At 68.2% G+C, this 11,965-nt stretch carries 11 protein-coding genes; 4 read left to right on the plus strand and 7 right to left on the minus strand.

The features are described from left to right. Nucleotides 1-47: 47 nt before the first annotated feature. The 3 genes from HVO_RS18650 to HVO_RS18660 all read left to right on the plus strand — a co-directional run bounded on the left by HVO_RS18650 (nt 48) and on the right by HVO_RS18660 (nt 3,525). A complete protein-coding gene (locus HVO_RS18650; protein WP_004044701.1) occupies nt 48-1,400 on the plus strand; it encodes a hypothetical protein in 1,353 nt (450 codons plus the stop codon). Between the two features lie 289 nt (nt 1,401-1,689). Beyond that, complete coding sequence (locus HVO_RS18655) at nt 1,690-2,994, plus strand: dicarboxylate/amino acid:cation symporter (RefSeq protein ID WP_013035604.1); 1,305 nt, start codon at nt 1,690-1,692, stop codon at nt 2,992-2,994. An 87-nt stretch (nt 2,995-3,081) separates the two neighbouring features. After that, complete coding sequence (locus HVO_RS18660; protein WP_004044703.1) at nt 3,082-3,525, plus strand: GNAT family N-acetyltransferase; 444 nt, start codon at nt 3,082-3,084, stop codon at nt 3,523-3,525. A gap of 6 nt (nt 3,526-3,531) precedes the next feature. Here HVO_RS18660 and HVO_RS18665 read toward each other — a convergent pair whose 3' ends face one another. The 6 genes from HVO_RS18665 to HVO_RS18690 all read right to left on the minus strand — a co-directional run bounded on the left by HVO_RS18665 (nt 3,532) and on the right by HVO_RS18690 (nt 10,837). After that, entirely contained in the window at nt 3,532-4,755 is a 1,224-nt protein-coding gene (locus tag HVO_RS18665) for a mechanosensitive ion channel family protein (protein WP_004044704.1), read from the minus strand. 83 nt (nt 4,756-4,838) lie between these two features. Continuing rightward, a complete protein-coding gene (locus HVO_RS18670) occupies nt 4,839-6,497 on the minus strand; it encodes a tRNA uridine(34) 5-carboxymethylaminomethyl modification radical SAM/GNAT enzyme Elp3 (protein WP_004044705.1) in 1,659 nt (552 codons plus the stop codon). Nucleotides 6,498-6,625: 128 nt separating this feature from the next. Continuing rightward, nucleotides 6,626-8,815, minus strand: a complete 2,190-nt coding sequence (locus HVO_RS18675) for a DHH family phosphoesterase (RefSeq protein ID WP_013035331.1) — start codon at nt 8,813-8,815, stop codon at nt 6,626-6,628. A gap of 126 nt (nt 8,816-8,941) precedes the next feature. Beyond that, entirely contained in the window at nt 8,942-9,469 is a 528-nt protein-coding gene (locus HVO_RS18680) for a YIP1 family protein (protein ID WP_004044708.1), read from the minus strand. Between the two features lie 83 nt (nt 9,470-9,552). Then, nucleotides 9,553-10,140: a thymidine kinase gene (locus HVO_RS18685; protein WP_004044709.1), complete on the minus strand. Its 588-nt coding sequence runs from the start codon at nt 10,138-10,140 to the stop codon at nt 9,553-9,555. Nucleotides 10,141-10,258: 118 nt separating this feature from the next. Further along, nucleotides 10,259-10,837, minus strand: coding sequence for an NADPH-dependent FMN reductase (locus HVO_RS18690; protein ID WP_004044710.1), 579 nt, complete (start codon nt 10,835-10,837; stop codon nt 10,259-10,261). Between the two features lie 97 nt (nt 10,838-10,934). Between HVO_RS18690 and HVO_RS18695 the strand changes: the two genes are divergently transcribed. Beyond that, nucleotides 10,935-11,276 carry a DsrE family protein gene (locus HVO_RS18695; RefSeq protein WP_004044711.1) on the plus strand — a complete coding sequence of 114 codons (342 nt, stop codon included), beginning with the start codon at nt 10,935-10,937 and terminating at the stop codon, nt 11,274-11,276. 13 nt (nt 11,277-11,289) lie between these two features. On the opposite strand, the gene HVO_RS18700 is transcribed toward HVO_RS18695, so the two are convergent. After that, the gene (locus HVO_RS18700) at nt 11,290-11,934 is read right to left on the minus strand and encodes a helix-turn-helix domain-containing protein (protein ID WP_004044712.1); all 645 of its coding nucleotides are present in this window, start codon (nt 11,932-11,934) and stop codon (nt 11,290-11,292) included. Nucleotides 11,935-11,965: the final 31 nt, after the last annotated feature.

Genomic DNA, 11,965 nt, shown 5'->3' on the forward strand with positions numbered 1-11,965 from the left:
GACTCGGGGAGAAGATACTTATCAATAACCCTGAATATTGTCGGTGAATGCGCTCTCGCACCCTCGCGCTCGTCACCCTCGCCCTCCTCGTCGCGCTGGCCGGACTCCCCGTCGGAAACGCCCCGGCCGAAGCGCGACCCCCGCCAGAGGCCGTCTGCGGCGTCTGCGGCGAGGCGTTCGAAGAAGCGGGCGACGCCGCCGGCGTCCCGCTCACGGTCGAATCGAGCACGCTCCGAGTCCGCGTCAACGACGACCGGAGCGGGACGTGGACCGCCCGCGTCGAACTCGACGGCGGGTCGGCCGCGACGTTCCGCGAGAACCCCGAACAACTCGACCGCGTCGTCCGCGGGACGTTCGACGACTACCGCGTGTTCACCGACGACCGCAGACGCCTCGAAACCCGGATGGACGGCGACACCGCGGTCGTGACCTTCGAGGTGCCCGAGATGGCGTCCCGCGGCTACGGCGACGTGCTGGTCGTGGACTACTTCCACGACGACGGGGTCAGGGGCACCGTCTACGTCGACGCCGACCGGTTCACTGTGACCGGTCCCGAGGGGTCGTCGCTCCTCACCGCGCCCGCCGAGACGCGGACCAACGGGACGGCCGCCGTCTGGAGCGCCGCCGACGAGGGCGCGTCGAGCATCGGGAGCCAGACGTACCTCACGTTCGGCCCCGACGCGGGGCTTGCCACCACGGCCGCGGCCTACGCCAGCCTCGCCGCCGACTCCGGCCCCGGCGTCCTCACGAACCTCGCGTGGGTCGCGGTCGTCCCGACGCTCGTGCTCATCGTCGGCGTGCTCCTCGTCCGGCAGTTCGACCGCCGGTTCGACGACGAGCGCGGCGCGCGGCGCTTCGGACCCCCCGTCGCGGCACTCGGCGTCATGTGGGGGCTCTGTCTCCTCGTCGTCCAAGCCTTCTCCGGGAGCGCCGCCGCGGTGGCGTGGCTCCTCGCCCTCCAACTGGTCGCGCTCGGCGTCGTCTCGGCGGCCCGCCCCGAGGCGCTCGGGTTCCGCCGCCTCGTCGCCGCCGCCGTCGGCCCGCAGGTCGCGCTCGCGGTCGCCACCGCGATTTCGATGCCGGGGGCGAACCCGTGGGTCTCGTTCAGCGCGTTCGCGTTGGCAACCGCCATCGTGTTGTTTCTGCCCCTCGGCTACGCGGCCCGGCGCGGCGGGAGCACGCGTTTACTGTCGCTCGCCATCGTCGCCGCACCCACGGCGTTCGCGCTTCCGATGGTCCCCGTCGGCGGCTACGGCGTCCTGTTCGTCGGCCTGCTGCTCGTCGTCTGGGTGCTGGTGACGCTCGCAACCGGGTCGCTCGTCTACCGACTCGGCTGGGCGCTCGGCGGACGGACCGGCGACCGTCGGCCGTCCGGTGGGACCACCGACGCGGCGACGTGAGAGGCGGTGGTGTCACGGTCCGACGGGGTCGCGTACTGGGTGCTCCCCCCAGCGAATCGCCGGGCGAAGCAGCAAATTTTGTGCATAGCTACGAAGCGTAGTCGTATCCGATACCGACGGTGGGGGTTTCGATGCGAACCGGGCCGACGCGGAATCCCCCGTCTATCGGCGGTCTCGCCCCTGAAACGTCAGTGTACGGGCAGTAACGCGACGGTCGGTGACCGTTGTAGATAGGCGCAGGAGCGATGGGGAGAACTGCGTTTTTGAAAAGGGAAGCCGTTGCTGGGGTATGTTCGGGACAGTACGAACCGTGTGGGACGAGTATCGCTCGGTCCCACTCATCTATCGTATCTTCGTTGCGTTCGTCGCCGGGTCGGCGGCGGGTATCCTCTTCGGGGAACGGATGGCCGTGGTCAGCCCGTTGGGCGAGCTGTTCATCCGGTTGCTCAACATGCTCATCATCCCCATCATCGTCTTCACACTTCTCTCGGGGATTCGCCAACTTTCGCCCGCTCAGCTGGGGAAAATCGGCGGCTCGACGGTCGGACTCTACGCGGTGACGACGACCATCGCCGGTCTCATCGGCCTCGCCGTCGCGAACATCCTGCAACCGGGGCGAGGAGTCGAGTTTCTCGATGCGGAAGCCAGATCGCAAGCGCCACCGTCGCTGACAGACGTTCTCCTGGGAATCGTCCCCAGTAACCCCGTGACTGCGCTGGCCGAGGGGAACCTGTTGGCGACAGTCTTCTTCGTCATCACCTTCGGCATCGCGCTCACGTACGTCCGAGCACGGCAGGATGACCTCGCCGAGACTGTCGATTCGATTTTCGCTGCCTTCGAAGTCGGCACGGAAGCGCTGTTCGTCATCGTCCGCGGTGTCCTCGAATACGGTGTCGTCGGTATCTTCGCGCTGATGGCGTCCGGTATCGGCACCGAGGGCATCGGCGTGTTCTCCTCGCTCGGTGAGTTGGTGCTGGCCGTCGCTGTCGCCGTCGTCGCGCACATCGTCATCACGTATCTGTTCTTGCTGATGGGACTGGTGATGAACGTCTCGCCGGTCGCGTTCCTCGCCGGCGCGAAAGACGCGATGGTGACGGCGTTCGCCACCCGTTCGTCGAGCGGGACGCTCCCCGTCACGATGCAGAACGCAGAGGAGGACCTTCGAATCGACGAGCGTGTCTACTCGTTTGCGCTCCCGGTCGGAGCAACCGCAAATATGGACGGGGCTGCGATACGACAGGCGATAACCGTCGTGTTCGCCGCAAACGTCGTCGGACAACCGCTCGTGCTCTCCGAGCAGGTGCTCGTCCTTCTGGTGGCGGTGTTGATTAGCATCGGGACCGCGGGCGTCCCCGGTGCGGGGCTCGTGATGTTGACTGTCGTCCTCACGCAGGTGGGGCTGCCGCTGGAGGTCGTCGGGTTCGTCGCCGGTGTCGACCCGATTCTCGGCCGAATCGCGACGATGAACAACGTCACCGGCGATTTGGCCGTTTCGAGCGTCGTCGCGAAGTGGAACGACGCAGTCGACTTCGACGACGGGGTGTGGGCACGGTCGGCAGACGGGCTCCGGGATATCGTGTCGTCGGCAGACTGACCGTCCCAGTGTGACGCACCCCGGTCGGGCGTCAGTTCGCGCGGCCGCTCCGAAATCGTCAGGTAGCACCCCACGAAACGTCCGACGATGACCAACAGTGACGTTCGCGTCGCCACCGGCGACGCAGAACGCGACGACGCCTTCGGCGTCCGCAAGGCCGTCTTCGTGGACGAACAGGGCGTCGACGAGGAACTGGAGTGGGACGAACACGACGACCCCGACGCCGAGGCGGTCCACTTCGTCGCCTCCCGCGACGGCGACGCGGTCGGCGCGGCCCGACTGCGCGAGTACGAACCCGGCGTCGGCAAAGTCGAGCGCGTCGCCGTCCTCGAATCGGCCCGCGGCGAGGGCTGGGGGCGGCGACTCATGGAGGCGCTCGAAGCCGAGGCGCGCGAGCGCGGCTTCGACTCGCTTCTCCTCCACGGCCAGACGACCGCCGAGGGGTTCTATCGCGGTCTCGGCTACGAGACGAAGAGCGACGAGTTCGACGAGGCCGGGATTCCGCACGTCGAGATGCGGAAGTCGCTGTAACGACGCCTAATCCTCCGAAACCGACGTCTCGACCGGCTGACTGCGGCGGTCCTCCCGTAACTGGAAGCCGTCGGCCTCCTCGCGGGCGAGCAGTTCGCGCTGCGGGTAGGGTATCTTGATTCCCTCGCGGTCGAAGGCGAGCTTCACGCTCCGAAACACCTCGGCTTTCGCCTGCGCACGGCGCGGGGCCGAGGGGTTCGTAATCCAAAAACGAAGTTGGAGGCCGATGGCGGAGTCACCGAACGTCGTCGGCATCACCTGCGGCTTCGGCACCCCCTCGACGAACTTGAGGTCGGAAAGCGCCTCCTCGGCCACCGACTCGGCGCGTTCGATGTCGGCCTCATAGTCGATGCCCACGTCGAGGCGGAGCCGGAGGCGGTTGCGCTTCGTCCGGTTCGTTATCTTCGCGTTGGTCACGCGGTCGTTTGGGAAGACGACCGTCTCGCCGTCGGCGTTGCTCAGGCGGGTGTTGATGATGGTGATGTCGGTGACGATGCCCTCGGCGTCGTCGATTTCGACCCAGTCACCCAGTTCGAACGGTCGGGAGAACATCAGCACGAAGCCCGCGATGAGCGACCCGAGGGTCTGTCGCGCGGCCATCCCGACCACGATACCGAGGAAGCCCGCTCCGACGAGCAGGCCGCCGATTCTGACCTGCCAGACCGTGAGCGCCGCCATCCCGACCGCGAGGAGGACGACCAGTTGGAGGACGCGGAAGACGATGCCCTGCTGGTGGGCGTTGATGTTGTCGGAGGCCGTCGCGTACGAGTCCAGTTTCTCTTCGAGGACGTTCGTCCCGACGAGCGCCCCGGCGAACAGCGCGACCGTGGCCCCGAGTTTGGCGGCGTTCGGCACCGCGACGGCGAGCAGTTCGGTGAGGTCCGCGGCGAGGCCGGTGTAGCCCCAGAGAAGCAACAGCGAGAGCGCAGCGCCGACGAACACCGCGAGTTGGAGCGTCCGGACGACGACCGTCGCGGGAAACAGCCACGCCGCGTCGGTGACGGCGTCCGGGACCCGCGGATGGGCCAACACCCGCGTCCGGAGTTCGGCGGTCGCCCGCGAGACGAGCCGCGGCGCGAGAAAGACCGCGATACCGAGCGCGAGCGCCACGAGCGCCGCCGAGATACCGAGTCGCTCTTCTGTCGAAACGAACTGTGCGAGCGTCGAGCGGAGGTCCTGAAGCCACGTTGTCGCCTGCCCCGAACCCGCCGCACCCCCCTGTGGTGCCATCCTACCGTGTGCGATGGGTCAGACAGTAAAAGCGTGACGGAGCGACACTCAGGAATGAGAATCGGCAGGAGAGCGCTCGTCGGCTACAACCGCTTCGACACGTACGGCCCGTCCTGATGGTAGCCGAGCTTCTGCTTGTAGTACTGCCGGACGCCGATACCCGAGATGACCGAAATCTTGTCGTAGCCGGCGTCGCGGGACAGTTCCTCGGCGTGGGCGAGGAGCTTCTTCCCGTAGCCCTTGTGTTGCCAGTCGCCGTCGGCACCGATGCCCGCCTCGGAGCCGTAGACGTGGAGTTCGCGGACGAGCGCCGCGTCCTGAAGCTCGCGGCGGACCGGATTGCCGGGGAATCGGAGCCGGCAGAAGCCGACCAGCAGGTCCTCGACGGGGTCTTCGAACGAGATGAAGTGCTCGGTCCCGCCGGCGACCTCGTAGGTCATCACGTCGAGTTCGATGCGTTCTGGGTCCGGGTCGGCCTCGTTCATGCCGACCTCGCGGGCGCGGATGTCCCGCTGGACGATGCCGCGCTCCTCGGCGCGCTGGGCGGCCAGTTGGCGGAGGTTGGACTTCCAGACGCCGGCGTCGATGAAGTCCGCGGGGATGTCCCGCTGGACGCGCTGGAGGCGTGTGTACTTCGGAATCATGCCCATGACCTCCGCGACGATGTCGGCGGCCTCCTCGTTGTTCAGCGGCTCGTACTCGTCGCGCCGCCACATGTCGTAGGTGACGGTGTCGCGGACGATGAGCGTCGGGTAGATTTTGAGGTAGTCGGGCCGCCAGTCGCTGTTTTCGAACAGCTGACGGAAGTCCTCCAGACACATCTCCTTGGTCATGCCGGGCTGACCGGGCATCATGTGGAAGCCGACCTTGAACGCCGAGTCGCGGAGGCGGCGGTTGGCGTCGATGGAGGCCTGCACGCCGTGGCCGCGGTGCATCTCGCGGTTGATGCGCTCGTAGGTCGTCTGGACGCCGACTTCGACCTTCGTCGCGCCCAAATCGAGCATCCGGTCGATTTGCTCGGGGTCGCACCAGTCGGGCTTCGTCTCGAACGTCGTTCCGATGTTGCGGATGTCGTTCGTCTCGTTTTCCGCGATGACGTCCTCGATGTACTCGAACTCGACATCCTCGGGGTCGGGCTTGAACGACCGGTCTTCGGCCGGTTCCGGCTCCTTGTCGAGGTCGTAGTCGTTCATGGCTTCGAGCGCCCGCTTGACGAACCACTCCTGGTAGTCGTGGCTCCGGGCGGTCATCGTCCCGCCCATGAGGATGAGTTCGACCTTGTCCACGGGGTGGCCGATGTGTCGAAGCTGTTCGAGGCGGAGCGTGACCTGCCCGTAGGGGTCGTAGTCGTTCTGGACGCCGCGGGCGGCCGCGGGCTCGTGGCCCGTGTACGACTGCGACGAGGAGAACTCGCTGGCGGGTCCGCCGGGACAGTAGAGGCACTTCCCGTGGGGGCACATGTGCGGCGAGGTCATGATGGCGACCGGCGAGACGCCGGAGGCGGTGCGGACGGGCTTGCGCTGGACGACCTCCTTGACCTCCTCGCGGCGGTCTTCCGGGGCGTACTGCAGAATCTCGGCGTTCTTCGGAACCTTCGGCGAGGAGTGTTCCGAACAGGCGTCGAGCTTTGCGGATTCGAGGTCGTCGCGGTCGACGTCGCCCGCGAGGATGCGCTCGACGAGCGCCTCGCAGGTCCGCTCGAACGCCTCGGACTCCGTCTCGGTCTCGGCGCTCACGGCCACACCTCCCGTTCAGCGACGTGGTGGCGGTTCATGGGCGCGAATCGGGTCGTTTCGTGGATAAGCGTGTCGCTCGGGAGGCTAGAATAGGGCCCTCCGTCGAACCGCGCGAGGAGGAGTCTGGATTCGGCTTAGAACTGCTCGGCGGCGGCGTCGAGGACGGCTTCGAGCGCCTCGTCGCGCGCGCCGGTCAGGAACTCGATGCGACCTTCGCGGATGCCCGCGGCGGCGAGGCCGGCGGCGGGCGCTTTCTCGGCGGCCGACTCGACGACCGCGCGGAGGTCGAGGTCGCCCGTGGCGCGGAGGTAGAGTTCGTCCATGCCGAGCGCGACGGTCACGAAGGCGTCGCCCTCACGGGTGCGGCGGTGGAGTTCGTCCACGAGCAGGCCCGTCGGCGGGAAGTCGAAGCGGTGACTGTAAGCGTCGGAGTCGAGGACGGCCGCGGAGATGGCACCGACCTCGCGGCGTTCGAGGTTCGCCTGCGCCGTCTCGATTTCGTCTTCGAGCTTGATGCGGAACTGCTCGGAGACGTGGCCGGCGAGGCCCTCGTCGGCGTCGAACAGCAGGTCTGCGATGAGTTCGCGCTTGTCCTGATACGACTGGTAGTAGGCTTCCAACGCGACGGCCTCGCGGAGTTCGCGGACGCGGTCGACGTCGAAGCCGTGCGATTCCGCGAGGTCGAGGTACTGCTGTGGGCAGTTCTCCCAGTAGCTGACCGCGGGGAGGTGTGACACGTCGTCGCGCACGTCGTCGTTGACGGCGACGGAAAGCGTGGAGGCGAGCGCGCCAACCGAGAGGTCGCGGGCGTCGGCCCCCTCGCGGGCGGGGTTGACGAGCACGTCGACTTCCGCGGCGACCTCGTCGTCGGCGGGCGCGGCGTCGACGACGACGCGCTCGGAGCCGTAGACGCCGAGCAGGCCGAGACCGTCGAGGGACTCGGCGGTCGAACCGGCACCGAGGAGAAGCACGAGCGGGAGCTTCTCGTCGTGGCGGTCGCGGTCTTCGAGCATCCGCGTCACGTCGTTCGTGGCGGCGTCCATGCCGTAGACAGCCTCTTCGAGCGGGCGACGGGTGAAGTAGTGGTACTCGGCGTCGTCGCGGGGGTGCTCCTCACGGATGAGCGGGAGCACGGCGCGCTCGACGGCCGCGCCGGCGACGTAGCCGTCGGCGGTGGCCGTGTGGCGGACGACGATGGGGCGCGATTCGAGCACGGCGCGGCGGATGGCCTCCGCGGCGTCGAGCAGCGACTTGCCGACGGCGGCGACCGGCTCGTGGGCCGCGAGGGGCGCGACGGCGTCCGGGCGGGCCTCGTCCGAGAGGGCGTCCGCGAGGCGCTGGGCCACGGTGTCGGCCTCGTCGCCGTCGAGAATCGTCAGCTCCTCGGTCTCGATTTGGAGTTCGCCGCGGCGGCGCTCGACCTCGCCGTCGATGCGGACGTAGTCGCCCACTTCGACTTCGGGGTACGCGCGGACGCCGGCCTCGACGAACGCCGCGCAGTCTGCGATGGCCGTCTCGTCGCGGAGTTCGAACACCGTCGGGCCGCCGGTCTGGCGGACGCTGGCGATTTCGCCCTCGACGCGAATCACGTCGCCGACGCGGTCGTCGATGCTGGCGAGCGTCACGCGCTCCGCCTCGTCGGCGGACTCGGCGTCAGCGTCGGTCTCGACTTCCTGCTCGTCGTCAGACTCGGCGTCCTCTTTGGACTCCGAGTCGCTCTCGGGCTCACTCTCCGGCTCCGCGTCGGCTTCCTGCTCGGACTCGCCGTTTGCGGCGATGTCGTCGACGACGTCGCCGGCGGTCGGCGCGCGGTCCTCGTCTCCGGCGTCGGACTCGGGTTTGGGTTCGGGTTCGGGCTCCGCGTCGGCGTCGGACTCGGTCTGCTCGGACGACGTGCTCACGCCGGCGGGCTTCGTCGTCTTGCCCGTCTTCGGGCGCGTCTTGACGGTCGTCGGACCGCCGCTCTCGGCATCCTGCTCGACGGGCTGGCCGTCGGCGTCGCCGTCGGGGTCGTGGATGCGAGCGCCGCGGAACTCCGAGTCGGACTGGCGAATCGACCAGCCGAGGTCGATGTTGCCGTTGTCGCGGACGTTCTTCACCTGAACGAACACCTCGTCGCCCGGCTCCCAGTCGAGGGATTCGAGGCGGCGGTCGAGTTCGCTGCGGTGCAGTAAGCCAGTCACGTTCGAAGCGAGGTCGACGAAGACACCGAAGTCGGCGTACCCGTCGACGGTGCCTCTGTAAAATCGGCCGGGGACGAGCTGGTGGGGGCTATTGCCCCGGAATTCGAACCAGACGTCCTCCTCGTGCGTAATCCAATCCATTGCGTTGAGCAAACAACCCCTAACTAAAACGATTGTCGAAAAACGCTCAGGGGAGATTTGCGCGTGTGCGGGCGGGAAACCGCCGCTCCGTCGGTCGAAACGCGGGAATTCGAGGCGAGGTTCGGCTCAGACGAGCGCGAGCGCCGCGGCGAGTTCCGAGAGGGCGCGGAAGCCGCCGAAGGCGTAGCCGAAGACCACGCCGGCGGGGACGGCCGCGGCGAGCGCCGCCTTCGGAACCGTCGTCTGATGGACCTCGCTGATGCCGACGACGAGGAGCACCGCGCCGTAGACGGCGCACAGCGCGCGGACGCCGGGAATCGGGAGGCTGGCGAAGGCGCACGGCGCGGCGGCGTAGGCGATGACCTGCACCGTCTCGCTCACCCCCGCGCGGCGGGACAAAAGCGGGATGAGAAGGGCCGTCTGGATGGCCGCCGTCAGGTGGAGGAGCGCCGGCGCGACGAACAGCGCGACGACGAGCAGGGCGACGAGCGCCGAGACGAGCGGGCCGCCCTCGATGGCCGGAATCGTCGCCGGCTCGAAGGCGAACCCGAGGCCCTGATAGACGAGCGCTACCGCGATGGCGAACACGAGGCCGGGCGCTTGGTCGCCGGGGGCGACGCCGTCGCGGAAGAACTGGCGGGGGCGAACGACCACAGCGACCCACGCGCGGAGGATGCCGGTCAGCCCGCGGTCGCGGCCCTCGCGTGGGGTTTCGACCCAAGTAGTCACGCTAGCCTCTAGTCCCGCCGGAGGGTATGACAGTTCCGGCACCGCGCCTCGTAGGACTCCTCCGCGCCGACGAGGATAGTGGGGTCGTCTACGTGCGCGGGCTCGCCGTCGATGAGTCGCTGGTTCCGTGTGGCCGGCTCGCCGCAGAGGGTGCAGATGGCCTGCAGCTTGTCGACGTACTCGGCGAGCGCCATCAGTTGGGGAAGCGGGTCGAACGGTTCGGCGCGGAACGTCTGGTCGGTCCCGGAGACGACGACGCGCTTGCCGTCGGCGGCCAGCGCCTCGCACACGTCGACCAGCTCGGCCGAGAAGAAATTCGCCTCGTCGATGGCCACCACGTCCTCGCCGTTGAGTTCCTCGGCGATTTGCCAGACGCCCTCGCCCTCGGAGGGGACGACGCTCGCCTCCCACGAACGACCGGCGTGAGAGCCGACCGTCGTCTCGCCGTAGCGGTCGTCGAGCTGGGGTTTGAACACCGAGATCTCCTGACCCGCGATTTCGGCCCGGCGGAGGCGTCGGAGGAGCTCCTCCGTCTTCCCCGAGAACATAGAGCCGGAGATGACCTCTATCCATCCGCTCTGCGTGATGGCGTGCATATCCTGACTGGGGGACGAGGAGGGTCAAAACGATTGTTCATCTGCCGCGACGGTCGGGAGTCGAGACGGGTCGGCCGACCGAACCCACGCCGCGTTCGAAACAGCGCGTGGCGACTGCTCAGTCGTCCGCGCCGACGTTCTCGCCGCTTTCGAACGTCGGCGGCTCGGGCTCGATGTTGGCGTAGACGACCGCGTCGCGGCCGAGTCGCTCGACCCGCTCGCGCAGGTCCTCGCTCGCGAGGTCGTCGCCGTCGAACGACGAGGAGACGCGAGGGATGGCGACCTGATGGGGGAGCACCCACGAGTTCAGCGACCGGCAGACCGACCGGAGGTGTTCGAGGGCGGTCACGGGAAACGACCCGCCGGCGACGGCGAGTAGGCCGACGGTCTTCTCTCCGAACTCGTCGAAGCCGCAGTAGTCGAGGGCGTTCTTGAGGATTCCGGAGTACGAGCCGTGGTAGACCGGCGTCCCGAGGATGACCGCGTCCGCGCCGTCGACGACGCGGACGAGTTCGGCCGAGCCGCCCTGCTCGTCGAAGTCGGCGTCGAGCGGCGGGAGGTCGTACTCGCGGAGGTCCACGAGTTCCGTCGTACCGCCGGCGGCCGACGCGCCGGCGAGGGCGTGTTCGAGCGCCAATCGGGTGTAGCTGCGGTCGCGGAGACTGCCGCAGATGGCGACCACGTGTGGCTGCGTCATATCCTGTGTCTCCGTGACTGCGTGAAAACCCCGTCGGCCGCCTCCGGGCGTGTCGGACGGGCGCAACACACAGGGAGCCGGGGGGCGAAAACCAACCGTGAACGTCGTCTTCCACGTCTCCAGCGCCGACCTCGGTGACTGGCGACACGCCATCCGCAACGTCCGAAACCTGCTCGACGACGAGACGGTCGAGACGGACACTGTCACCCTTCTTGCCAACGGCGACGCGGCGCTCCTGTTTCTCGATGACTCGCCCGTCCGCGACCGCCTCGACTCGCTGTTCGAGGCCGGCGTCCGCTGTTGCGCCTGTCGGAACTCCCTCGACGGCCGCGGGTTCGACGCCGACCGCCTGGCCGACGGCGTCGAGGTGGTTCCCTCGGGCGTCGGTGAACTCGTGACGCGACAGGCGGCCGGCGACGCCTATCTGAAAGTGCCGTAAGCGTCGGCGCGCGTCACCCCGAACCGACGAACTCCCGGAGCACCGTCGCCTCGGCCTTTCGGAGTAGCTCGCCGGCCGTACTCGTCGAGCAGTCGAGCGCGTCGGCCACGTCCGCGACCGACCCCTCGCGAGGGATTTCGTAGTAGCCGGTCGAGACCGCGGTCTCCAGCGCGGCCCGCTGTCGGTCGGTGAGCTGCGAGGGAGACCGCCGCCGGTCGAAGGGTTGCACGCGCTCGACCGTGAGGTCGCCGAGCGCTGCGATGTCGTCGTAAAACGCGCTGAGCGCCGACACCTCCCCGACCGCCTCGAACCGGACGGATCCGGTGGCGTGGAACACCACCGGCGGGAGGAAGATCACCCGCGAGTCGGCGATGACTCCGAGAAGCGGGTCCGCGAACTCGTAGTCGCGCTGGTGGAGGAAGCCGTAGGTCCCCTCCGCGCCCTCGACGAAGTGCGCCCGAACGAGCGAATCGACGCCCGAAACGAGCGCGTCGGCCGCGTCTCGGTCGCCGTCGAACCAGAACAGCGTCGTCGCGTCGGCCGTCGGACTCCACATCAACAGCTCCGCCCGGTCGACCGGCGAGTCGCGCATCATCCCGCGCTGGAGCGGGTGGACCAGTCGGTCCGGGTAGTCGACCGAGAACTGGGCGTGTTTCATTCCGTTTCGACCGACCGTTTTTCGGTCCGGT

Source organism: Haloferax volcanii DS2 (assembly GCF_000025685.1).
GTDB classification, from domain to species: domain Archaea; phylum Halobacteriota; class Halobacteria; order Halobacteriales; family Haloferacaceae; genus Haloferax; species Haloferax volcanii.